This is a genomic window from Pseudoalteromonas sp. NH0006-46 (genome assembly GCF_057547735.1).
Genome location: NZ_BAAJML010000007.1, coordinates 99,399 through 125,309, shown reverse-complemented (window position 1 = coordinate 125,309; position 25,911 = coordinate 99,399). Strand labels below are relative to the sequence as shown.

The window sequence follows — 25,911 nt, the reverse complement described above, 5'->3', positions numbered from 1 at the left end:
CCATAGTAAAAATAAGAAAAACTCATGACCATACAAAAAATAATAATACTGGCTTTGCTAATATTATTTACAATAAATTCCAAAGCAAATGCAGCAGACTCACCTTGGCCCGAAATAAGAAAACAAAGAATAACCCAGCTCCTGCCAAACGCTTTAAAAGCGGCTAATGTAGACGCTTGGCTTATTGTTTGTAGAGAAAATAACAACGACCCATTGGCCGACCATATTGGCTGTGAAAACGCAGGGTCACCAGCGGCGTACTTATTTTACTTCAATAAAGGGACGTTTCATTCAGTTGCTTACTCACCTTCAAGCGAAGCAAAAGCACTCGACGAGCTAAATATACATGAAAAAGTGATCTCAGTGCCACGCAGTGTGTCTGCGTTAAAATACGCCGCTGAGTTTATAAAAAAGCAGCCTTTTGAGCGCATTGCAATAAATGTCTCTGACCTTAACGCGCAGGCTGATGGCTTATCGCACTCACAATACAAGCAACTAGCGAGCTTATTAGGCGCAAAGCACACAGCAAAACTCGTATCTTCTGAAGAAGTCGTTTATCAATGGCTTTCAATTAAATTACCTGCGGAGGTTGAAATAATGAAAGAGGCTGCAATGCTTTCAGCAAAGTGGCAACTAGAGGCTTATAAAACCATTGTTCCAGGTAAAACCACTGATGCCGATGTAGCTAAATTTTTAAAAGCTAAAATGAAAGCAAGAGGCGTAACCGATGCATGGGCTGCCGACCAAAACCCCAACGTAAACTCAGGCCCCGACCGCGGACATTCGCATTCTACAAATAAAGTGATTATGCCGGGTGACGTAATCCAAATTGATTTTGGTGTAAAGCTCTACAATCGCTGGGTAAGTGATATTCAGCGTTTTGCTTATGTACTTAAAGAAGGGGAAACCTCTGCACCGGCCAACATTCATCAATATTGGATTAACGCCAGAGACAGTGGTTTTGCCGCATTTAATGCCATGAAACCCGGCGTAAAAGGCATAGACGTGGATCAAGCTCAAACCGTATTAATGAATAAATACAACTCAGAGCCTGTGCCATGGAGCACCGGTCACCCTGTAGGGTATGTTGCGCACGACACGGGCCCAAATTTAGGGGGGTCTCGCAGTGCGCAAGTAAGGCCTGCAGCACATCGTAAACTAAAAGAAGGAATGGTGTTTGCCTTTGATGGTTTTTTTAGTTGGCCTTTGAATAACACCGAGTTTAAAACCATTTCAGTTGAAGAGATGGCTGTGATTACCAAAAACGGCGCTGAGTATTTAATTCCTCCTCAACAAAATTTAGTCCTAGTAGGTAATAACGAGTAGTTTAAAAAGTAAGTATTTTAAATGCAGTGAGTTAAGCCTATTTTTAGGGGGTAACTCATTGCTTGCCACAGACTTAAGTAATAATGAATAAATTTCATTTAGACATCTATACATCTAGAGGTTGATATTTTTTGCTTTCAGTTCATAATTAGCACGAGTTTTTATGAGTAGGAGTTAAAAATATGCCAATCACTGTAAAGGATGAGCTTCCGGCCATTGCACGTTTACGCCAAGAAAACGTATTTGTAATGCCAAAAAGCCGTGCAAAAACGCAAGAAATCCGCCCAATGCGTTTGGCTATATTAAATTTAATGCCTAATAAAGTAGAAACCGAAGTACAGTTTATTCGTTTGCTTGCCAATTCTCCTTTGCAAGTAAACGTAGAGCTGCTGCGCCTAGACACCCACCGCAGCAGTAATAATTCAGAAGAGCACCTAGATACGTTTTACCGCTATTTTTCAGAGGTAAAAAACAACAACTACGATGCGCTTATTGTTACAGGTGCACCACTAGCACATTTAGAGTATGAAGATGTTGCCTACTGGGAAGAGCTAAAAATCATTATTGATTGGGCAGAGCAACACGTTACCTCTACGTTGTTTTCGTGTTGGGCGGCCCATGCCGCGTTATTCCACAGCTACAACTTAAAGCGCGACTTAAAACCCAATAAGCTGTGTGGCGTATTTACTCACCAATGTCATTTTAAACATGGTGCATTAACCCGTGGCTTCGACGATACCTTTTTAGTGCCACACTCACGTTATGGGCACATTGATATAAATAAAATAAACGCATGTGATGATTTAGTTATATTAGCAGGCTCTGAGCGAGTAGGTGCTTACTTACTGAAAAACAAATCGGGTAGCCAAGTATTTATAACCGGCCACCCGGAATACGATGCCGACACCCTAAAAGGGGAGTACGAGCGCGATTTACAAAAAAGCCCAGACGCGCCAAAACCTGAAAACTATTTTCCCGATGATGATGCAAGCAAACAACCTTCAAAAACATGGCAAAGTCATGCTTTTTTACTTTTTTCGAACTGGTTAAATTACTACGTGTATCAAACCACACCGTATGATATTAATTTAGTTAGCCAAGATGTGAGGACTAACAACTATGCCGAATAATAAAGCCGCCAACAAACAAGCCCAACTAAGTGAAGCGCTCAAAGAGCGTATTTTAATTTTAGACGGCGCTATGGGCACCATGATCCAAACTCATAAACTTGAAGAAGAAGACTATCGTGGCGAGCGCTTTAAAGACTGGCACGTGCTAATTAAAGGTAATAACGATTTATTAAGCCTCACTAAGCCAGAGTTAATAACAGAAATACACCGCAGCTTTTTAGCTGCCGGTGCAGATATTATTGAAACCAATACTTTTAACTCAACCACCATTTCGATGGAAGATTACGACATGGCAAGCATAAGCCGTGAGGTAAACTTAGAGTCGGCTAAACTCGCGCGCGCAATATGTGACGAGTTCACCGCTAAAAATCCAGAAAAACCTCGCTATGTAGCAGGTGTGTTAGGGCCAACATCTAAAACCTGTTCTATCTCGCCAGATGTAAACGACCCAGGTTACCGTAACGTAACGTTTGATAAGCTGGTTACTGCTTATGTTGAGTCTACTCTTGCTTTAATGGAAGGCGGCGCTGATTTAATACTTATCGAAACCATATTCGACACCCTAAATGCAAAAGCAGCCTCATTCGCAGTAGAAGAAGCGTTTGAGCAAGCAGGGCGCACATTACCTGTAATGATCTCGGGCACCATTACCGATGCCTCAGGGCGTACCCTTTCTGGGCAAACAACCGAAGCATTTTATAACTCCATTCGCCATATAAAACCTATTTCGATTGGCCTTAACTGCGCCCTAGGGCCAGACTTACTTCGCCAATACGTAGAAGAGCTTTCGCGCGTATGCGAAACATTTACTTCAGTACACCCTAATGCCGGTTTACCTAACGAATTTGGTGAGTACGACCTAGAAGCACCTGAAATGGCTGCCGAGATTATAGATTGGGGCAAATCGGGCTTTATAAATATTGTGGGTGGCTGCTGCGGTACAACGCCTGCGCACATTCGTGCGTTTGCTAAAGGGCTTGAAGGCGTTAAACCTCGCGCATTACCAGAGCTTGATGTACGTATGCGTTTATCAGGCCTTGAAGCCTGTAACTTAAACTAGGAGCCAACATGACACAGCAAATTGCAGTATTTACCAATGTTGGCGAGCGTACCAACGTAACCGGCTCGGCCATGTTTAAACGCTTAATCATGGAAGAAGACTATGAAGCAGCGCTTACCGTTGCCCGCGAACAAGTAGAAAACGGCGCTCAAGTTATAGATATAAACATGGACGAAGCCATGCTGGACTCAAAAGCGGCCATGGTTAAGTTTTTAAACTTAATTGCCTCAGAGCCCGATATATCCAAAGTGCCTATTATGGTCGACTCCTCTAAATGGGAAGTGATAGAAGCAGGCTTAAAGTGTATTCAAGGCAAGGCGATTGTTAATTCAATATCGCTTAAAGAGGGCGAAGAGCCGTTTAAACGCCAAGCTAAAATTATTAAACGCTTTGGCGCCGCCGCTGTTGTTATGGCGTTTGATACCGACGGCCAAGCCGACACCGCAGATAGAAAATACGAAATCTGTGAGCGTAGCTACAAAATATTAGTAGAAGAGATTGGCTTCCCACCGGAAGATATTATATTCGACCCTAATATATTTGCCGTAGCCACCGGTATAGAAGAGCACGACAACTACGCCGTAGAGTTTATTGAAGGCACACGCCGCATTAAACAGAACTTACCGCACTGTAAAGTGTCGGGCGGGGTGTCTAATGTATCGTTTTCGTTTAGGGGTAATAACCCCGTGCGTGAAGCCATTCACTCAGTGTTTTTATACCACGCAATAAAAGCGGGCATGGACATGGGTATTGTAAACGCAGGCCAGCTTGCAGTTTACGACGACATCCCAGAGGAACTTCGTAAAGCCGTAGAAGACGTAATCCTTAACACCGACCCCGGTGCAGGTGAACGCCTTGTAGAAATAGCCCCTAAGTTTTCAGGCATGGCACAAGCCGAACGCGTAGAAGATTTAGAATGGCGCACATGGCCTGTTGAAAAACGCCTAGAACACGCCCTTGTAAAAGGCATTACCACCTTTATAGATGAAGATACCGAAGAGTGCCGCGCAGCTGCCGATAAACCTATTCACGTAATTGAAGGGCCACTCATGGATGGCATGAACGTGGTAGGGGATTTATTTGGCGCAGGTAAAATGTTTTTACCGCAAGTTGTTAAATCAGCCCGTGTAATGAAGCGAGCCGTAGCCTACCTAGACCCATTCATAGAAGCCGAAAAAGAAGAAGGTGCCACTAACGGTAAAGTGGTTATGGCTACCGTAAAAGGCGACGTGCACGACATAGGTAAAAACATTGTAGGCGTGGTACTGCAATGTAATAACTACGAAGTAATCGACTTAGGCGTAATGGTACCTGCCGAAAAAATACTGCAAACAGCAATTGACGAAAAAGCCGATATTATAGGCCTTTCGGGCTTAATTACCCCATCGCTTGATGAAATGGTACACGTAGCCAAAGAAATGACCCGCCGAGGCTTTGAGTTACCACTTATGATTGGCGGCGCAACGACCTCTAAAGCGCATACTGCCGTTAAAATTGAGCCACAGTACGACAAAGGCGTCGTGTATGTAAATAATGCTAGTCGGGCAGTGGGCGTAGTATCAAGCTTGTTATCTAAAGAGCTAAAACCAGCCTTCTTAGAAAAAACTAAAGCCGAGTACGTAAAAGTACGCGAACAACAAGCGCGTAAAAAACCACGCTCAAAACCGGTTACCATACAGCGTGCTCGCGATAACGCAGCACAGCTTGATTGGGATAACTACACGCCACCTGTGCCTAAAAAGCTGGGCGTGACCGAGTTTAAAAATGTATCAATCGCCACGTTGCGTAAATATATAGATTGGACCCCATATTTTATGACGTGGTCAATCGCTGGTAAATACCCGCGCATAATGGATGACGAAGTCGTTGGCGAGCAAGCACGTAGCTTATTTAAAGACGCTAACGACATGCTCGACGACCTCGAAAAGTCAGGCAGTTTACAGCCATTGGGTGTAATTGGTTTATTCCCTGCAAACCGCGTGGGCGATGACATAGAAATTTACACCGACGAAACCCGCAAAGAGCTGTTAAACACCTCGTGCCATTTGCGCCAGCAAACCGAAAAAACCGACTTTGCTAACTATTGTTTGGCCGACTACATTGCGCCAAAAGGCACACCTGATTACTTTGGTGCGTTTGCAGTAACGGGCGGTTTAGAAGAAGACGACTTAGCAAATGCGTTCGACGCACAGCAAGACGACTACAATAAAATAATGGTGAAAGCGGTTGCCGATAGGCTCGCAGAAGCGTTTGCAGAATACCTACACGAACAAGTGCGTAAAGAGTATTGGGGCTATGCACCCGATGAAAACCTGGGTAACGATGAGCTAATTCGCGAAAACTACCAAGGTATTCGCCCTGCGCCAGGTTACCCAGCGTGCCCAGAGCATACCGAGAAAAAGAAAATTTGGCAGTTGCTCGATACCGAAAAACGCATTGGTATGCAGCTCACCAGTTCATACGCCATGTGGCCAGGGGCTGCGGTTTCGGGCTGGTATTTCTCACATCCAGAGGCAAAATACTACGCCGTAGCCGCTGTGCAAAAGGATCAGGTAGAAGATTACGCCAAGCGAACTAATATGACGCTCGCAGAGGCAGAAAGATGGCTATCGCCTAACTTGGGGTATGAGCCGGAATCATAGTGAAGTGGTTAAATAGCGAAGCGGTCAGCTATCAGTAAAAGAAAAGCGAGCCTAATTAGGTTCGTTTTTTATTACATAGCACTATCTAATCCCTTTTCAAATTTAGGTAATCACTTGTTTACAATAAGTTTATTAAGTGAAATTATAGGGTAAGGAAATGGAAACCATTTTGAGAGATCCTCAAATGGTATTTGATAAGCTTTCTATACTTTATCAATAAGGGATATCGTGATTAAAGATACTATTCAATCAAATAAAACTAACCATGAATTTAGTTTTTCTACTCTGGGTTTTTTCGTAAAGCTTTTTCTGGTCGGACTCTGCCTTTTTTCACTAATTCTTGCTTCTGGGATGGTTTTTATTGTTCTCAAAAAGGGAAGTGTGCATCCCTTAGCGCTAGCTTTGGCTGTTCTTGGCCTTTGTAGTTATGCTTTTTGGCATTTATGGGCTGTATCTAAGAGAAAAGTTAATCAAATAACTATTTTAGCCATACTCAACTTATTAATAGGTGGGAATATTGCAGGCTGCGTAATAATGTTTTTTATTCGCCAATCTGCAGTTAAAGAAAGAGCTTTAATAAATAAAGAGAAGCTCTAAATAGTGGTTTTATATTTTAACCTCAGTTAACGTAATTTGGTTAATTGCCCATTTAAGTTTAAATAATTTAAAGGAATAAAATGAAATTTATACTCTGCATTATGATATGGGTTGCAAGCTCATTATTGGCATACGCTCAGCCTATTGAAATAGTCACTGCACAAAATGAGCAAAGTGAAAAAATTATGCTATTAGCTGAAAAGGTCAATGAGTTAGAAAGTAAGTTATCGAGCTTGTCTTATGACACAGAAAAGTTAGAAGAGGAATTTAATCGTAGTGCATTGGCTGTATTATTTTTTGCTTTTTTCAGTGCTTGGTGGGCTAAATCTACAGGTCGAAGTGCTTTACTTTGGTTTGTTCTTGGCATTCTCTTTAATTTTATTACCGCTATTGTAATAGTTTGTAAAACCGAACGAGGCATTAAAAAATAGCTATGGCTTAATCCTTCAGCTAATTAAGATACATTTGGGATAACTGCTTAGCTCTTTTAGTATATTAAAAAGGCAATTTTATGAAAACGATTGGCATGCTTGGTGGTATGAGTTGGGAGTCAACCACTAGCTATTACAAAGCGTTAAACCAGGGGGTAAAAGATGCGCTGGGTGGGCTGCATAGTGCCAAAATTTGTATGGTAAGTGTTGATTTTGCAGAAATTGAAACATTGCAGCACCAAGGCGATTGGCCACAAACAGCCGCTCTTCTAGCTGAAGCTGCTAAATCGGTAGAGGCTGGTGGGGCTGATTTTTTACTTATTTGTACCAACACCATGCATAAAGTGGCTGACTACATTGCCAGCAGTATCAGCATTCCTATTTTGCATATTGCCGATGCTACCGCAGCGCAGTTAAAACACGATGAAATAACGCGAGTAGGCTTACTGGGGACGCAATTTACAATGGAGCAAAACTTTTACAAAGGGCGGTTAACTGATAAGCATAACATTGAAGTGTTAATACCCGAGCCTAATGAGCGAGCGCGTGTACACGACATAATTTATAATCAGTTATGCCAAGGCATTATTAATGAAGAAGCGCGAACTGAGTTTATAAATATTATTGAGCGGATGTTTGAAAAAGGCGCACAGGCCATTGTTTTAGGCTGTACTGAAATTGCTTTATTGGTAGAGCCGCAACATACAACCGTGCCCCTTTACGATACCACGCAAATTCATGCGCAGGCCGCGGTTAAATTAGCACTAACTAAATAACTAGCATTTAGCTTATACATAAAACCGCCACAGGCCGGTTTTTGCGTTTAGCGACCTACCAAAGCTTATTAAAGCCACTTACCGATAAAAATTTCAATAAACCAATCCTAAGTGGTAGGCTAAAAAAGTAGCAAGTATTCAAACCGTTCTCGCGCAACAAGGCATTCCTTTAAAGCGCTTTGCCAAGGAGTTAAATATGATCACGCTTACCGTTAATGGTAATAAACATGAGTTTACAGGCGATCCGTCAACGCCGGTGCTTTGGTATCTTCGAGATGAATTAAATTTAACCGGGCCTAAGTTTGGTTGTGGTATGGCGCAGTGTGGTGCGTGCACTATACATATTGATGGCGTAGCGCAGCGCTCGTGTGTATTACCGGTATCGGCTGTAGTAGGGCGCAATATTACCTCTATTGAAGGATTAAGCGAGCAAGGCGACCATCCTGTGCAAAAAGCCTGGGTTGAGCATAAAGTGCCGCAGTGTGGGTTTTGTCAGTGCGGGCAAATAATGCAAGCGGCAAGCTTGTTAGCAGCTAACCCCAATCCAACTGATGATGAAATAGTGAGTAATATGTCGGGCAATATTTGTCGTTGTGGTACATACCCACGTATTCATAAAGCGATTAAGTCGGCGGCTAAAACTATTGCGGGCGTTGAGTATTTTGACCCAAATGAACAAGGGGAAGAAGTATGAAAAACGACAATACGTACTTTGACCTAAACCGCCGCCAATTTTTAAAAACCAGCGCAATAGGCGCATTAGTATTAGGCACTTATTTTGTAGGCAGTGCACCAAGAGCGTTTGCTGGCGTGTTAGAGCAACCCTCTGAGCAAGCAAAACGTGCCAACTTATTTATAGCACTTCGCCCCGATGGCATGGTTGAAATAACCTGCCACCGCTCTGAAATGGGCCAACAAATTCGTACAGCCATTGCTCAAATTGTGGCAGACGAAATGGAAGCTGCATGGGATAAAGTAGTTGTTATTCAAGGTAAGGGCGACCCTAAATACGGGGATCAAAATACCGATGGATCGCGTAGTATTCGCTACAACATGCAGCGCCTGCGCGAAATGGGCGCTAGCGTACGCTACATGATGCAGCACGCAGCTGCTAAATATTGGAAAGTTGAGCCTCAAACCTGTACAGCTAATCAGCACGTGGTTACCCACAGCTCAGGCCAAACGCTTGCCTACAAAGACTTAATTGATCTAGCGCTTGGTATTACACCGCCAGAGCCTGATAAGCTAACACTTAAAACACGTAAAGAATGGCGTTATATAAATACCGGTATGGCGCACATAGATTTAACCGATTTAGTAACCGGTAAAGCCACATTTGCTGCCGATGTACGCGAACCAAAAGCGCTGGTGGCTATTATTGAGCGCCCGCCGGTAGTAGGTGGTGTAGTTAAATCGTTTGATGCCACCGCCGCTAAAGCAATTAATGGCGTAGTTGATGTTATTGAAATGCCTGTACCAAAAGGTGCGCCGCAATTTCAGCCAAAAGGCGGCATTGCCATTGTTGCTAAAAACACCTGGGCTGCATGGCAGGCGCGTAAAGCACTAAAAGTGGTGTGGGATGATGGTAAAAACGGCGATTATAATTCAGAGAACTTTAAAAAGTCGTTACTGCAAACAGTGAATGAGCCGCAAGCGCATGTGCGCGAAAAAGGCGATGCCACCAGCGTATTAGCTAGATCGAGCAATAAGCTTGTAGCCGATTATTACGCGCCGCACTTAACTCAAGCACCTATGGAGCCACCTTGCGCCACGGCAATGTACAATAAAGACAGTGTAGATATTTGGGCTGCAACGCAAAACCCGCAAGCCGATATGAAAACTGTTGCCGCACTACTGGGTATGGATGAGAGTAAAATTAACGTGCATGTCACCATGTTAGGTGGCGGATTTGGGCGTAAATCAAAACCTGATTTTTCGGCAGAGGCCGCCTACATTTCAATGAAAACTGGTAAACCTATTCGCGTACAATGGACGCGAGAGGATGATATTCAGCACAGTTTCTATCATGCGGTATCGGCTCAACATATTGAGGCTGCACTAGATGAAAAAGGTAATATTGAGGCTTACTTGCATCGCACGGCGTTTTCGCCAATTATGTCTACCTTTCAAGAAGGGGCATCTGCACCTGGTGGCTTTGAGCTAGACCTAGGTTTTACTGATAATCCAATTTTAACACCCAATATGAAACTGGAACGAGGTGAAGCACCAGCAAAAGCCCGAATAGGCTGGATGCGCTCGGTCACAAATATTTTTCATGCGTTTGCTGTGCAGTCATTTATAAATGAGGCTGCCCACAAGGCGGGTAAAGACTCAAAAGATTATTTATTGGAAACCATTGAGCCAGCGCGTACTATCGATTTCGCAAGCCAGAACGCAAACTATAATAACTACGGTGGCGATAAAGCGGTTTATCCACTTGAAATAAGCCGTTTGCGTCATGTTATTGAAAAAGCAGCGAGTATGGCAAATTGGGGGAGAACACTGGCAAAAGGGCGCGGGTTAGGCATTGCAGCGCACCGCAGCTTTCTAACGTATGTGGCAACGGTTGTAGAGGTAGAAGTATCTGATGCTGGCGACTTAAACGTGATTAAATCGTGGGTGGCTATTGATGCGGGTACGGTTGTAAACACCGATACCGTTAAAAACCAAACGCAAGGTGGCTCTATTTACGGTATTACCACTGCAATTAGCGATGGTATTACTTTTGATAAAGGCCGCGTGCAACAAAGTAATTTTCATGATTACCGCGTGCCCCGTATGAGCGATTCACCACTAGAGGTAGAAGTAGAAATAATACAAAGCGATGCACCACCAGCAGGCGTAGGCGAGCCCGCAACGCCGGTTTATGCTCCTGCATTGTGTAACGCTATTTTTGCAGCTTGTGGTAAGCGCATTAGGCAACTGCCTATAGGTAACCAATTAAAAGCGTAAATAACGTCCTTTTTAGCCGTTAAACAAAAAAACCGCCATAAGGCGGTTTTTTGCTGGCTCATTTAAATTAATTTTTTGTTATTCAACCTTTAACTTCTAGCTCTAATTGTACAAAAATTATTTCTTTGTCTAAGCTAAAAATCTAGTTAATAAATGCTTGGCTTGTTTGAGGAAATTACACTATGCGTATATTTTTGCTCTTTTTAATCTTTTTGTTGAATGGCTGCGGTAGCGATACATCGGATAACCCAGTAGACGGTGGTACTAATGCAGGTACAGATGCCGTTATACCCATTGCAAATGCAGGCCATTCTGCGCAATTGCAAAAAGGAGCAACGGTAGTTCTAAATGGCGGTGGTTCATATGACCCTGATGGCGCTGCTTTAACCTACAGTTGGAGCATTGTTAGCGCGCCGCCAAGTAGTACGAGCGAATTAAGTGATACAGCATCTCCATTTCCAAGCCTTTTTCTTGATGAAGCAGGAAGTTATGAAGTAGCGCTTGTTGTAAATAATGGAACAACCGATAGTGATCCAAGCACAGTTATTATTAGTGATACCGATTCAATGCCAGTAGCGAATGCGGGTCCTGACCGTCGGGTATCTGGTAGTCAACCAGTTATGTTAGATGGTAGCCGAAGCTCAGATAGTGATGGTGACCAACTATCTTATGAGTGGTCAGTTATTAGTAGCCCTGCAGGTAGTAATGCCGCTATTACAAATGCTACTAGCCCTTTTGCTCTATTAACACCAGATATTTCAGGTGACTATCAGGTACAACTTATTGTTAGTGATGGTGTTTTACAGAGCGCTGCCGATACTGTTTTAATAAGCGATACCAACGTCGCACCTGTAGCAAATGCAGGAGCTAACCAGACCTATGAGGTTGGAAAAACCATCCGATTTGATGGTTCGGGTTCTAGCGATGCTGATGGAAACGCATTGAATTATCAATGGCGAATAGTATCAGCTCCAGTTGGAAGTACAGTTGAAATCCAGAATGCAACGTCTGTTATTTCAACATTAAGCCCAGATGTAGCCGGTGATTATGTTGTCTCTTTAACAGTAAATGATGGCGTTTATGATAGTAGTCCAAGTAGTGTCATTTTACATCGCACAAATCAAGCGCCTATTGCAGACGCAGGTCGTCATTTAAGTGGTCAAATTGGTCAAGTTATACACCTTGATGGTTCTGCATCGATAGATGGTGATGGCGATAGCATTCAACCTCGTTGGTCTATTATTTCCAAACCAAAGGCGTCTTTGGCGCAATTATCAGATATTGATTCTTTTCATCCTGTTATAACGCCAGACGTAAGTGGCGACTACGTCGTTCAGCTTATAGTTTACGATGGGCAATATTTAAGTACCGCAAGTACAGTGACTATCTCAACGTCTAACCTTCCGCCAACTGCGAATGCCGGTCCTTCGCAACTTGCTTCTACAGGTCAAATTATTCACCTGGATGGCTCACGTTCTAGTGATCCTGAAGAGAGTGGGTTAGGTTATCAATGGAGTATTATTTCGATACCAACAGGTAGTGCAGTCACGCTGTCTGACTCCAACGTTGTTGCCCCGTCATTTACACCAGACTTAGCGGGGGACTTTATTTTTCAGCTTGTTGTTTCCGATGGTGTACTAACGAGTTCACCTGCGACCGTGATTGTTACTGATAAGGATTTACCACCGACTGCTAATGCCGGAAATGACCAATCCGCCGGCACGGGGTCATCAGTCAAACTAGATGGTTCTTTATCGAGTGATCCTGAGTTACAAGCACTCAGTTACCAATGGGTTTTATTGTCTAGCCCGGCAGGTAGTGGTAGCACTATTATGGATGCGAACCGTCCTATTGCTTCGCTTACCCCAGATCGCTCAGGTGATTATGTTGCGCAATTAACCGTAACGGATGCATTGGGCCAGCGTGATAGTGATGTGGTTATTGTTCGTGATGCTGCAAAAAATACATTACCAGTGGCGGATGCAGGGCGCGATATACAAGTTGATTTAGGTGCTAAGTTTGTACTCGATGGGTCAGGGTCGAGTGATGCTGATGGCGACATATTATCGTATAGCTGGGCAATTGTAAGCAGACCCGCAGGGAGCGTTGCACAACTGAACAATGCAACTTCTGCCAACCCTGACTTAACGCCTGATGTTGAAGGTGATTTCATTATTCAGTTAGTGGTTAGCGACGCTAAAAGTGTGAGTATTCCTGATGTTATTATTATTCACGATAAAGAGCGAAATTTAGCGCCTAATGCTTATATTAGTATTACACCACAGGGATTTGTAGGCACGCTTTATAACCTTGACGGTAACCAAAGCTCTGATCCGAATGGCGATAGCTTAAGTTACCTCTGGAGTTTAATTCCGACACAAGGAAGCGCAGCTACGCTTTCAGATAAAACTAGTTCAACCCCAACGTTTATGCCTGATGCAGTTGGCAGCTATATAATTACGCTGACAGTATCAGATGGCTCACTTTGGTCTGCCATTTACTCTCGAGCAATCACGATAGAAAATCCTCCTAAGGGGGCTGCTATCTCACTTCCTGCAGGACATAACCTAATGATGCTAAGTGGTACAGGGGGAGATAGTCGTACGGGTGCTGTTTATTCTATCTCTGAAAGCGACTTATCTAAGTCGACTGAGCTATTTAGTTTTCATGGCTTACCTGGAATCAATTCATCATCTTTTAGTCAGAGTTTAGTTGCTCACCCTAATGATGGCCACTTATATACAGTGTTAGGATCAACAGGGTTATACGGACGAGGGGCTTTGTTAAAATATAACCCAGCGAGTCATCACGTTGAACTGCTAATGAGTATTCCTCGACTGTTTCCATCTGGCAATGAAATAAGAAATGTAAAGGGCACACTCCTATTTCACCCTGATGGCAAAACAGCCTATGTTAAAGCTGATGCAGGAGGTTTAAACCAGTCTGGTGGCGTGCTGCAATTTAACATGGATGCAAGCAGTGACGATTACCTTACCGTACAGGTTATTGGTGAATTTGGTGCTACAGGTACAGACTACGCAGGATATCCTATTGCTCCTGTCACTAATTTAATGTGGAATGGTGATAATCGCTTATTATCAGTGTTCGTTGCTCCTCGCGGGTCTTTATACTGGCCTGGTTTTGAATTAACGGCAAGTGATTCAAATGACTTAAGTAAACCATGGGTTATATCTGGTTTTGGTGCCTTGGGGGCTCGCGGACGCCATATTGCTGTGAATAATGATACGGTTGTTCATTTTGTTAGTTCTAACTCCCCCATAATGGAATCTTCAGGGCGCAGCGGTGGGGTTGGTGAAGTCGCTTCTGATTGCAGAAACCCTATCGGTGCTTTCTTTTGGCGGGCGCCTCTGGTATTTAGTGTTTGTGAAGGAGTCACCTCAGAAACGCCTGCGGTATTATACGAAACAACGATATCAGGTGGACCTCTTTCATTAAGGCACTCTTTTAGTAACTGGAAAAATATCTCTATTGCTGGGTTAGTACCCTCTAAAGTTGCTGATAATATGTATATGACAGTCACTGATTATTTGGCAAAATTTTTAGTTGACTCAGTTGCTGACACAGGCTTAACAGTTGCGCCACCTTTTGTAAGCGAAATCACAAAGCCAAATTATAGTACTAAAACCATCATACAAGGCGGGGGTGATAAAGGGATATTATTTATTGGTGACCCCGCAATCCTAAATGACCCAGATGACTCAATTAATGACCGCTATGTATCGGTGCTTAGTTATGATGGTGGGGAGAATAAACGAGGTGCGATACTCACCTACGATCGCGCAGATAGTTCGGTTAGTATGACTTCGCTGGGCTTTAGCAAAGGTGGATTTCCTTTTGGTAAAGTCACTAAAAATTCAGCTGGGGATTACTTTTTTGCTGTGAGCGATGGCGAGCGTGGGCGAGATGGAGGTAAGGTGCTTCGATATGATTCTGCGCTTGGCGAGCTTGCAGAAGTTGTTTTACCACGTACCAAAAGACCTGGATTAAATCATGTTGAATCGGCCTCAGGTAAATTATATAGCTTAGGAATAGATCTTTTTGCTGATACTTACGAGCTGTATTCGATTGATACTGACTCATTAGGTTACCAAAAAGAAGGATCTATTGGCCAAACAAGCGACGAGATATCTCGCTATGCATTAGCGATAGATAATAACAATGCGTGGTTCTTTACTGGTGATGCGCTTAATTGTGTTGACTTGTCCACTAATCAACTTAAAAGTGTGCAAGTAAGTTCATCTGGCAGTAATGAACCTGTGCGAGCAGTTGAATTTGCAACGCCAAGTGCTGATGGCTACTTTGCAACACGTTCAACCAGCGGTGCAAATGCTGCTATTCATCGTGTAGTCAATGACTGTGCAGCGCCAATAATTAGCTCTGTAATAACTGGGTTAAGTGATGCCCCTTCTACGGCTTTATTAGCAAGTTCTGATGGTAATTTTTACTACGGCACTGAAGGTGGAAAGCTCATGCAGTTTGATGGTGTAAGTCAGCCTGTTATTGTCGCTTCATTTGACAATACAGGTGTTGTTGGGTTTTTAACTGAGGATGCTGAAGGCGCTATAGTTGGGGTATTGTCAAACGGTAATGCTCTAGAAGATAAAGTTTTCTCTTACACTATTGCTGATGGTACTACGTCAAGTCAAATAGTGCCCGAAGATAGACCCATTGATACATTTTATCCTGGTGTTACAGAGATAAACTAGCTATAGCTTTAATATAGCCAATTAAAAACCGCCAAATGGCGGTTTTTTTAGAAGTTAGCGATTAGTGAGTTTTTTCAAACTCATCTACTTCACGCTCTGCTTCTTCTTTAGATTTACCATACTGCTGCTGGATTTTACCCACTAGCTCTGTACGGCTACCTTCAATTTTGTCTAAATCGTCGTCAGTAAGATCGCCCCATTTTTGTTGCGCCTTACCTTTAAGTTCGTTCCAATTACCTTTCATACGATCGCTGTTCATAAGTTTCTCCTTACTTAGATTTAATTAACGTTCAGTATAATAGGAGCAAGGCGTGTACCAATAAGTTAAATTTAGATTTTATATTTATAATCATGGGGTTATGTTTTTATTAGCGCAGTAGTAATTAAAATGGCGCGCATGTCCTTAAAAAATGTACAGAGCGGTCTGTAATTATTTCTGATTATGATGCCATTTATAACCACACAGCTTTAGCGGCGCGTTTATTTTTGGTTTTTGTTACAATGCGTGCAAAGCAATTTTTGGTAAATAGCAGTGCTGCCGGTTCAAAACATATATCAACAACTCGTAACTACATTACAAAGCAATCCTATAACGTTATTACAAGCACCGCCTGGTGCGGGTAAATCAACATGGTTGCCGCTACAACTTATGCGCGACGGCCATTTTAAACGTATTGTAATGCTGGAGCCGCGCCGCTTAGCTGCACGTAATATTGCCAATTACCTAGCGCAGTGCCAAAACGAAAATGTGGGGCAAAGCGTTGGCCTTCGTGTACGCGGTGAAAGTAAAGTAAGTAACAATACGCGCCTTGAAATAGTTACTGAGGGCATGCTTACTCGCATGCTACAAAACGATCCAGAGCTTAGCGACATTGATTTACTGATATTTGATGAGTTTCATGAACGCTCAATTGCAGCCGATACCTCACTGGCTTTTGCTTTAGAGACCCAAAGTGCACTGCGTGACGACTTAACCATACTCCTTATGTCGGCGACTCTTGATACAGAGCGCTATACGCAATTTTTTGATTGCCCAGTTATTCAATCAAGTGGGCGAAGCTACCCCATAGATGAAGTATACATACCAATAAAAGATGAAAGCCGCTGGCTTGATGCTATTCCCTCTTTAATAAAACAAGCACTAAACGAGCAAAGCGGCAGTGCGCTGGTGTTTTTGCCTGGGCAATTTGAAATATTACGTGTACAACAGGCCCTTAATGATTTGCCAAGTAATTGCCTAGTTGCCACGTTATTTGGCGAGCAAGATAAAGCCAATCAGCAGGCAGCGATTGCTCCTGCGCCTGAGGGCATGCGCAAAATAGTGCTTACCACCAATGTAGCCGAAACCAGCTTAACCATTGAAGGCATTCGCATTGTTATTGATAGCGGTAAACGACGCGCGGCCAGTTATAACTTAAAAACAGGTGTAACAGAGCTTACAACACAAAGTATATCGCGCTCCTCTGCCGTTCAGCGTGCAGGGCGTGCAGGGCGAATAGAACCCGGTGTTGTTTACAGGCTTGGCTCAAAGCAAACCTTTGAGCGACGTAATAGTCACGATAGCCCCGAAATACTCACCTCAGACATAAGCCAACTTATGCTTGAAGCAAAACAGTGGGGCGCAAATATTAGCGAACTCACCTTGCTTGATACGCCAACAGCGCAGCAATGCACACAAGCAATGAGCTTACTAACTATGCTTGAAGCCATCGACGGCAAAGGCAAGCTAACCAAGTTGGGCAGCAACATGCTGGGTTTTGGGGCGGATATTCGCTTAGCGCATATGCTTTTAAAAGCGCAGGCGCTTGAGACAGAACTCCCTGGTATTTACCGTTTAGCACTTTATTTAGTGGCGCTGCTTGAGAGCCGAATAAACAGTGCCAACGAGCTAAGCTTGGCGCTACATAGCCAACAGCAAAGGCCACACCCAGTATTTAAACAGCAGTTAAAATACTGGCAAAGCCGTTTAAAAGTAACCGACAGTAACAGTGAGCTAAACACCGAGTATTTAGGTTTGCTGGTGGCATTAGCTTACCCCGATCGCATTGCAAAAAAACGCGGTAATGGCTATTTACTTGCCAATGGTGCGGGCGCTGATTTAAACACCGATTACTGGCATAACGATGACTATCTTGCTATTGCAAGTATGGGCGGCCATAAAGGCACGCGTATTTTTGCAGCCACCGCACTTAGCCCATTTGAGCTACAAGATTACTTACCGCATTTGTTTACTACGCTTACCCGCTGTGAGTTTGATGAAAAAACCGCGCGCTTTATCCATCAAGACGAAGTAAAGCTTGGCGCCATTACGCTTACAAGCCAACCAAGTAAGCAAAAGCTTAATAAAACCGAGCGCGCCAAAGCGTGGCTTAATTTATTTACCAAGCATGGTTTTGCATTATTTAATGAACAACCCGACGCGCAGCAATTATTAATACGCATGAGTTTAGCCAGTCAGTTTATGCCAGATACGTTGCCGGCAATAAGCGAGCAGCAACTTATAGAAACAGCTGATGATTGGTTAGGCGTATATTTACAGGATATAAAAACGCTGGAGCAGCTTAAAAAGTTTAACTACTTTGAAGCACTGCAAAATTGTTTTGACTGGACACAGCAAACAGCCTTAAAAACACTGTTACCGCTTAGGTTAACGGTACCGAGTGGCTCAAATATAAAAATTAATTACCAGCTAGATGGCCCCGCAAAGTTAAGCGTGCGCATGCAAGAAGTGTATGGCTTAACAAGTACACCAATGCTTGCAAATGGCAAGCTGCCACTGCTTATGGAATTACTCTCGCCAGGTAAGCGCTCTTTACAACTTACGCAAGATCTAGCGCACTTCTGGGCTAGTAGTTATCGCGATGTACAAAAAGAAATGAAAGGACGTTATCCCAAGCATTTTTGGCCAGATGACCCAGCCAACAGCGCGGCAACCAATAGAGTAAAAAGCAAAATGTAGGTTTATTAACTTAAAAATATTTGTTTTATTTTTGAGCATATGAATATAGTGTACCTATAAATAAATCAATACTTTTAACTACAAGGAAGAAGTGATGAAACGACTATTTACATTTGGTTTGCTATTAGTGAGTACCTTTTTGGTTGATGCTGAAGAGGCACTGGACTTAAACAAATTTGCACAGCATTACTACAGCGCCATGACCGCAACGCAAGCGCCTAACGCAAGTGAAAAAGAGCTTGAAGCCTACCTTAGCTTATTAACGGACGATGTTGGCAGTCAGCACATACCGTATCAAGTAGATGACTCTCGCACTGCCGAGGGTAAAAAACTAATGCGCAAAGGCATGAGCTTTTACTTAGGCGCGCATACCCACTATGAAAGTGAGCTACTCAATACTTTTATATTTAACGATAGCGGTTTTGCGATTCGTTATAAAAACCACGCTAAAGGCATTCACCCACAAAGTAAGCAGCCAATAGAGTACACATCAGTAATGATGGAAGTAATAGAAGTTGAAAACGGTAAAGTGGCGATGATCCGTAAATATCATGAATAAAACCATGTATTTACTTTTTATTAATTAGCGCCTTTGAAAGTAGGGGTATTGATAAAAATATACTACGCTTTAATTATAAACTAGTACGTTATAGCTTTAGGTGTAGTAGATGCATGATTTAAAAATCAATATTCTTATTATTGATGACGACGAATTGCTGTTACGTGCGTTAATACGCACGCTTAACCGTTTATACCCCAGTGCTCATGTGTGCACAGTTCAAGTTGCTACTCAATTTGAACAGCAAATAAATAACAACGCCTTACCTGATATTATTTTTTGTGATTCGATGATGCAACTTCCTACCGGGAAAAACGTTCTAGAACAAGCTAAAGAGCTCTGTCCATCTGCGCTAAGGTGTTTATTAACAGGTGATATGAGTGGGAATTACCAGCTACAATTAAATAATGTAATCCATTTTCACCTAGTTAAGCCTTTTGCTCAGTCACATTTAGAGAGCGTAATAAATAGTGCTGTTGTTTTAAAAACACTACCTATTAGCTGTGAGCATCGCATTATTTTAGGGCAACTCTCTGAACTTCCGTTTTTAGGTGAGGTAACGCAAAACCTACTCAATGAGCTCAATAAAAGCGAGCCTAATATTTCTATTTTAGAAAAAGATGTTAGGCACGACCCTTTACTGGCTGGTAAGGTTTTACAAATTGCTAATTCGGCTTTTATGGGGTTTGATAGTAGCACCTCAAGTGTTAAAGAAGCGATTGTAAGGATTGGCTTAATAAACCTTAGAGCAATTGTGGTTTTTTCAGAGTTATCTCATCAGTTACTTAGTAAAAATAAACAAAAAGCAATTAATAACCTAATAGACAAAGGTTATAAAAAAGCAGAGTTATCGCAATCGTTAGCAAAATATATAAAGCAAGATCGCCAAACTCAATTACTCGCATGTGCTGTAGGGTTATTAAGTGTTATAGGTGAGTTAATTATAACGAGTGATCCTCATGGCGACTTAGATAGTGAAGTTGTACCTAAGTTTGTGTTAAGTGCTTATTTACTGGCACTTTGGGGGTTTGAACAAAAAATAGTCGACGCGCAATTGATTGATGAATTACCCTCAAAAAAAAGCATATCATTAACCGTGATTCACATGATTGTTGAACATGTGTTTTGCAATAATGCGTTTAACTTTAATCTTGAAGAGTTTGATTTTATAGATGACTTAGCGCTATTTCCCGACATAGAGCAATGGTGGTTAAGTAATAAATAAGGATAAAACATGAAAGGCATAATTTTTAGAGGCTTAGAGGCACTGGTTATTGAAAAGTGCGGTATGGCGGCATGGGATGATTTACTTGAAAAAAACGCCCCTGATGGCCGTGTGTATATTTCAGCACAAAGTTACCCAGATGAAGAGATAATTGGTTTAGCCCAGGATGTAGCAATAGCCCTATCGATGACTATGCCCGAAGTATTAAAAGCATTTGGTGAGTATTTGTTTGGTCACTTAAACAGAAGCCACCCGACGGTTGCGAAAGGCTTTAATAGTTTTGCAGAGTTAATAATGGGGATTGATAAGGTCATTCATGTTGAAGTCGCTAAGCTATACCATGAACCAAACCTACCAGAAATAGAGTCTAAACTGATTGAAGATGGATTTATTTTAATGCATTACCGTTCTAAAAGGCAATTATGTATGTGCGCAGAAGGGCTTATTTATGGTGCGGCTTCGCACTACGGTATTGATGTTTCTTTAAACCATGTTGAATGTATGCACGACGGCTTTGACAAGTGCGTTATTGAAGTGAAGTATGAGGCTTTAAATGGCTGAAGACGACTATAACTACAAAAAAGCGTATTTGCGTGAAAAAGCGGCAAGAGATCAGTTAGAAGTTTTACTTGAAGATAAAACACGTAAGTTATTTTGCGCTAATCAAGAGTTAAAAGAAAAGCTGAGCATGCTAAAAAGCCAGCAGGTAACCATAATGCAAACCGATAAAATGGCAACACTCGGTACGTTATCGGCAGGCGTAGCACATGAAATAAATAACCCGCTTGCTTATGTAATGAGTAATGTAGAAAGCATTAAGTACTTTAAACCAACACTTCATTCATTAATGCAGATATCTAAGCAGTTCATAGATAAGTCTATCTCGGCTTCAGAGCTTGAAGCACAATTGGTTAAGCTCGACCAAGAAACGAATATAGATTTTATTTTAGAAGATTTAGATGAACTGCTCGGCGACACTCATGAGGGACTTCAACGTATCGCTGCCATAGTAAATAATTTGCTTAACTTTGCCAGACCGAAAAATAACTTATTGGCTATGGCTGATATTACTGAGTCATTAAATGGTGCCATTAAGTTACTCGCCAATCAGCTAAAAAGTTGTCAGGTGGAATGTGATTATGAAGAGCTGCCATTGAGTTATTGTAATTTATCGGCAATTAACCAAGTGTTTGTAAATATACTGCTAAATGCAAAGTATGCGTGTGATTTAGTTGATGGCAAGCAAGGTAAAATAGTCATCAAGTTATTTTCAGACGAAAAAAATATTTATATTGAAATTGCTGATAATGGCTGTGGAATGGACGAGCAAACTAAAAGCCATATTTTTGAACCATTCTATACAACAAAACCAGTAGGGAAGGGAACGGGGATGGGAATGGCCATCGTTTATAACGTGCTAAAAGAGCATAATGGTTCAATTGAGGTAGAAAGTGAGCTTGGCGAAGGTACGCTAATGCGCTGTACTATGCCAATAACATTAATGCCGGAATCATCATTAAACTAGTTATATTGGCGCAGAATAAACTCAAGCACACTTAAAAAACTTTAGATAAGCGCTATTTATAAAATGAATTAAGCTACTTCACACCCTAGGGCCTAATAATGACATTAAGATTTTTTGTAATAATAGGTACTTTAATTTTAATGTGCTTTGTGACTAGTTTATTGGTTAGCTATCGATACTTTTTTACGTTACCAACTATAAATGAAAACATCAAAGACTACCAAGATAGAGAGTTATTAAGCCTAGAAATTGCTTTAAACAGAGAGTTTGTTTTCTTAAAAACCCTAAATTACGATTATGCGGTGTGGGATGACTCTTACGATTACATGACGAGCTTTGATAAAGACTATATTGAGTCAAATTATGTGGACGATACCTTTAAATCACTCAAAATAGATGGTGTATTTATTTACGATATGAACTTTAAACAAGTTTATGGGCATACTTTTGATTACATTCAGGAGCAATCCTTTGAGCTGCCAGAATTTGATCTAAATACTCATTTACCTAACCGTACTATCCTACCTTATAAAAAAAATACGTCAGAACGCTTCGGTTTTTTAAGAACAGAGCATGGCCCTGTTATGTTTGCATCCCACGCAATACAACGAACAAATAAAACAGGAGAGCCTGTTGGTAGTATTGTTTTTATTAAAAAAGTAAGGAAATCACAAGTTGCTATGATGGCAGAAGTAGCACAAGTAAAACTTAGCTACTCAATAATAAATGACGATAGCGCAACACAAAATTTACTTGTTTTAAATGGTGGAATCCAAAATGAGGGAATAGCCACTGAGCGGCAAAGAATATTGCTAGACATAAATGGTAACCCATTACTGACAATGGTGATTGAGCATCACCATCAAAGGTTGCCCGTGTTATTTGACTTGTATTTAATTATTATTTTAATAATGTTTTTTGTAGCCTCTATAATAGGTTTTTTGGTAGTTAATCGTTTTTTTATTACACCATTAATTAATGGTGCATCGGCAATCAATTTGATGTTACTTAAAAATGACCTTCAACCGCTTCATTTTAAAAATCAGTTTTTAGAAATGCGTGTACTTATAAATGGTTTTAATTCCTTAATAAAAGAGGTCAAAAAACAAAACGAACAACTTGAAAAAATAAGTAAAGTAGACGAGCTAACGCAAATTTATAACCGACGTGCCTTTGAAGAAATTTACACATTACAATGGCATGATGCCCACAATCAAAAAACAACGTTGGGATTAATGCTAATTGATGTTGATTACTTTAAGTTGTACAACGACTGTTATGGTCATCAAGAAGGAGATAGTGCCTTACAAGCACTATGTGGTGTTTTAAAAGAAACCGCCCAATCAAATAATGGTATAGCAGCACGCTATGGAGGTGAGGAATTTATACTGCTGTTTAACCAGCTTTCGTTTGAGCAATTTGAACTAACATCTCAACAATTACGAAAAAATGTAAATGCGCTTAAATTACCTCACAAAGGCTCTAAAGTAAGTGATGTTTTAACTATAAGTGTAGGCTGTGCTTTTGCAACGGCAAAGGCTATGGATGATGAAAGCATCACAGCCAAATCATTAATCAAAGATGCAGACGTTATGCTGTACGAGGCAAAAAACACCGGAAGAGACAGAGCCTTAATTAAATCAATATAATTAAACCACCATCGCGAATTGTTACTATTAATGCTAAAAAGTTTAATACATATTACGTTGCGCTAAACTTCTTTTCCTCCATGTTGCTCGGCTAAATCATCAAGCTCGGCAATGGTATAATCGAAGCCTGTTTCGTCGTAATCATAGCTTACTTTTACGCTATCACCTCCATTAAAAAGACGTGTTTTAACATCGTTCACTGGCCAGTTTTTTAACTCATGTAAAAAACGGTTGGCCACTTGCGATGATTCAAAACGATAACTAATTTCTGTTTTCATGTATGAGTCTCTGGCTGTTTAACCCCCGTAGTTTGTGTAATTTTGAACGTTAGTCAAGTTTCGATTACAAAAAATAAAAGGAAAAAATGTAAATTTTGTGTTTCAATTAATGCATTAAACTAAGTAGGCAATTGCTTACTTAAACCAAAATATCATGGCGATTTAACATGCATTATAAATTAGTTTTGATAGTAAGCTCAGTCTTTTTTCTTAGTGCCTGCGGTGGTTCTGGCTCAGATGATACTCCAACCGTTAATGGTAACAAACTTCCTTCTTTAACCCTGTCGGGCTTACCCAGTGATATCACAAAAAGCCAAACTATTGAGCTAAAAGCAACAGCCAGCGATGCTGACGGCAGCATCGCAAGTGTAATTTGGCAACAAACTTCGGGGCCTACGGTGTTAAATGAGCCAGTAAACGCAAGCTCAGTTAGCGTTAAATTGGCTGATGCACTCACTTACACGCCTTCAGAGTATGCGTTTAATGTTACCGCGACCGATAACGAAGGGGCCACTACCGTTAAAACGGTCAATTTTTTTGCCCGCAATAGCATGGATGCATTTTCTGCAGCTCGGTTGTTGCATCAAGGAAGCATGGGGCCAACGCTTGTAGAAATACAAAACGCGCAAGGTCAATCTGAGCTGCAATGGCTTGATGCCCAACTGGCATTGCCCATTAACTATCATCGTGACTATATGGTGTTTACTAATGACGATGAAGATTTTAGGTATATAAGCCGAATAGACGCGTGGTGGAAAGCCGTAATGCAAAGCGACGATCAACTACGCCAGCGCGTGGCCTTTGCGCTGAGTGAAATACTTGTAGTGTCTGATCTCAATAACGATTTACGCTCTCAGCCAGAAGGCATGGTGACCTATTACGATTTACTGCTAACGCATGCATTTGGTAATTTTCGTGATTTACTTGAGGCGGTAACTTTATCGCCAATCATGGGCACTTATCTTAGCCATTTGGGTAACGAAAAGGCCGATGATGCACTTAATATTCGCCCCGATGAAAACTATGCCCGTGAGGTTATGCAGTTATTTACTATCGGGCTTGATGAGCTAAACCAAGATGGTACCGCTAAATTAGACGCTAACGCTAATACTATTGCAACGTATGGCCAAGCAGAAATAGAAGGGTTTGCTCGTGTATTTACAGGGTGGACATTTGCAGGCAGTGAAACATTTAAGCGCAAAAGTCGCGACTATGTTGCGCCTATGCAAGCATTTGAAGAGTACCATTCACAAAAGCAAAAAACGTTATTAAACGGCGATATTATTCCCCAAGGGTATGGTGCGCAAGAGTCGTTACAACTAGCGCTTGATAATTTATTTAACCATCAAAATGTAGCGCCTTTTATCAGTAAGCAGTTAATACAACGACTAATTACATCAAACCCTACACCGCAATATGTAGAGCGAATTGCCAGTGTGTTTAATGATAATGGCGAAGGCGTACGAGGTGATCTAGCAGCAGTAGTAAAAGCTATATATTTAGATGATGAAGCTCGTCATTATGGCAGCGTGTTAAGCTACCAAGGTAAAATAAAAGAACCGCTTCTTAAAACAGTTCAATTTTGGCGAAACCTAAACGCAAGGTCACCCGAAGGTTTTTACAAAACATGGAATTTAGTTGATCGATATGGGCAAGGGCCTATGCAGTCTAGCTCGGTGTTTAACTTTTTTAGACCTGACTACCAGCCTGCTCAGTTGCGAGCAGATGCATTAGTGGCTCCTGAACTACAAATAGCGGGTGACGCTACGCTTATTGGCACCATGAATGAGCACTTTGCCGATTTAGTGTGGAGTACTGCAGAGGCGCACACCGATTTAAACCCAAATGGCATTTATGTTTACATCATTAACGATATGAATACCTTGCAAAACAATGGGATTAACTACTTACTCGATCAATATAACGTACTGTATTTTGCAGGTTCTATGAGTAGTGATACACGCCAAGCATTATTAGATTTAGATGCTTATTTTGATGACGATCAATATCGCGAACGGGTATCGTATTTACTTTATATGATTGCTATTTCACCTGAATTTAATTTGCAGTACTAG

The 25,911-nt window shown here is 41.6% G+C and carries 19 protein-coding genes; 17 read left to right on the top strand and 2 right to left on the bottom strand.

Annotation, left to right across the window (positions count from 1 at the left end):
• Window positions 1–24: 24 nt before the first annotated feature.
• From AC27I2_RS14050 to AC27I2_RS14005, 10 genes are all read left to right on the top strand, one after another.
• Entirely contained in the window at window positions 25–1,326 is a 1,302-nt protein-coding gene (locus AC27I2_RS14050) for a M24 family metallopeptidase (RefSeq protein WP_487204627.1), read from the top strand.
• A 182-nt stretch (window positions 1,327–1,508) separates the two neighbouring features.
• On the top strand, window positions 1,509–2,456 hold the full coding sequence (gene metA, locus AC27I2_RS14045; protein WP_058405005.1) for a homoserine O-acetyltransferase MetA: 948 nt from the start codon (window positions 1,509–1,511) through the stop codon (window positions 2,454–2,456).
• A complete protein-coding gene (locus AC27I2_RS14040; RefSeq protein WP_487204626.1) occupies window positions 2,446–3,516 on the top strand; it encodes a homocysteine S-methyltransferase family protein in 1,071 nt (356 codons plus the stop codon). Before metA ends, AC27I2_RS14040 begins: the two co-directional genes overlap by 11 nt.
• Window positions 3,517–3,524: 8 nt before the next feature.
• On the top strand, window positions 3,525–6,158 hold the full coding sequence (gene metH / locus AC27I2_RS14035) for a methionine synthase (protein WP_219422349.1): 2,634 nt from the start codon (window positions 3,525–3,527) through the stop codon (window positions 6,156–6,158).
• 228 nt (window positions 6,159–6,386) lie between these two features.
• Window positions 6,387–6,755: a hypothetical protein gene (locus tag AC27I2_RS14030; RefSeq protein ID WP_487204625.1), complete on the top strand. Its 369-nt coding sequence runs from the start codon at window positions 6,387–6,389 to the stop codon at window positions 6,753–6,755.
• Window positions 6,756–6,835: 80 nt separating this feature from the next.
• Entirely contained in the window at window positions 6,836–7,186 is a 351-nt protein-coding gene (locus AC27I2_RS14025) for a hypothetical protein (RefSeq protein WP_487204624.1), read from the top strand.
• An 80-nt stretch (window positions 7,187–7,266) separates the two neighbouring features.
• Window positions 7,267–7,962: an aspartate/glutamate racemase family protein gene (locus tag AC27I2_RS14020; protein WP_487204623.1), complete on the top strand. Its 696-nt coding sequence runs from the start codon at window positions 7,267–7,269 to the stop codon at window positions 7,960–7,962.
• 196 nt (window positions 7,963–8,158) lie between these two features.
• Window positions 8,159–8,656: a (2Fe-2S)-binding protein gene (locus AC27I2_RS14015; protein WP_006791476.1), complete on the top strand. Its 498-nt coding sequence runs from the start codon at window positions 8,159–8,161 to the stop codon at window positions 8,654–8,656.
• On the top strand, window positions 8,653–10,914 hold the full coding sequence (locus AC27I2_RS14010) for a xanthine dehydrogenase family protein molybdopterin-binding subunit (RefSeq protein WP_487204622.1): 2,262 nt from the start codon (window positions 8,653–8,655) through the stop codon (window positions 10,912–10,914). The genes AC27I2_RS14015 and AC27I2_RS14010 overlap by 4 nt, the downstream gene beginning before the upstream one ends.
• A 182-nt stretch (window positions 10,915–11,096) precedes the next feature.
• Window positions 11,097–15,641, top strand: a complete 4,545-nt coding sequence (locus AC27I2_RS14005) for a PKD domain-containing protein (RefSeq protein ID WP_487204621.1) — start codon at window positions 11,097–11,099, stop codon at window positions 15,639–15,641.
• A 61-nt stretch (window positions 15,642–15,702) separates the two neighbouring features.
• Here AC27I2_RS14005 and AC27I2_RS14000 read toward each other — a convergent pair whose 3' ends face one another.
• Entirely contained in the window at window positions 15,703–15,900 is a 198-nt protein-coding gene (locus tag AC27I2_RS14000) for a CsbD family protein (RefSeq protein ID WP_002958133.1), read from the bottom strand.
• Between the two features lie 273 nt (window positions 15,901–16,173).
• Here AC27I2_RS14000 and hrpB point away from each other — a divergent pair, with 273 nt between their 5' ends.
• The 6 genes from hrpB to AC27I2_RS13970 all read left to right on the top strand — a co-directional run bounded on the left by hrpB (window position 16,174) and on the right by AC27I2_RS13970 (window position 23,558).
• Window positions 16,174–18,600 (top strand): ATP-dependent helicase HrpB, encoded by a 2,427-nt coding sequence (gene hrpB, locus AC27I2_RS13995; RefSeq protein ID WP_487204620.1) that lies wholly within the window; start codon window positions 16,174–16,176, stop codon window positions 18,598–18,600.
• A gap of 94 nt (window positions 18,601–18,694) precedes the next feature.
• A complete protein-coding gene (locus AC27I2_RS13990) occupies window positions 18,695–19,159 on the top strand; it encodes a nuclear transport factor 2-like protein (protein WP_008132346.1) in 465 nt (154 codons plus the stop codon).
• 109 nt (window positions 19,160–19,268) lie between these two features.
• Entirely contained in the window at window positions 19,269–20,384 is a 1,116-nt protein-coding gene (locus tag AC27I2_RS13985) for an HDOD domain-containing protein (protein ID WP_487204619.1), read from the top strand.
• Between the two features lie 9 nt (window positions 20,385–20,393).
• Entirely contained in the window at window positions 20,394–20,945 is a 552-nt protein-coding gene (locus AC27I2_RS13980) for a heme NO-binding domain-containing protein (protein ID WP_487204618.1), read from the top strand.
• On the top strand, window positions 20,938–21,909 hold the full coding sequence (locus AC27I2_RS13975; RefSeq protein ID WP_008132344.1) for a sensor histidine kinase: 972 nt from the start codon (window positions 20,938–20,940) through the stop codon (window positions 21,907–21,909). Before AC27I2_RS13980 ends, AC27I2_RS13975 begins: the two co-directional genes overlap by 8 nt.
• Before the next feature lie 98 nt (window positions 21,910–22,007).
• Window positions 22,008–23,558, top strand: coding sequence for a sensor domain-containing diguanylate cyclase (locus AC27I2_RS13970; protein ID WP_487204617.1), 1,551 nt, complete (start codon window positions 22,008–22,010; stop codon window positions 23,556–23,558).
• Between the two features lie 62 nt (window positions 23,559–23,620).
• On the opposite strand, the gene AC27I2_RS13965 is transcribed toward AC27I2_RS13970, so the two are convergent.
• Entirely contained in the window at window positions 23,621–23,836 is a 216-nt protein-coding gene (locus AC27I2_RS13965) for a hypothetical protein (RefSeq protein ID WP_006791468.1), read from the bottom strand.
• A gap of 167 nt (window positions 23,837–24,003) precedes the next feature.
• On the opposite strand from AC27I2_RS13965, the gene AC27I2_RS13960 reads away from it, so the two are divergent.
• The gene (locus tag AC27I2_RS13960) at window positions 24,004–25,911 is read left to right on the top strand and encodes a DUF1800 domain-containing protein (protein ID WP_487204616.1); all 1,908 of its coding nucleotides are present in this window, start codon (window positions 24,004–24,006) and stop codon (window positions 25,909–25,911) included.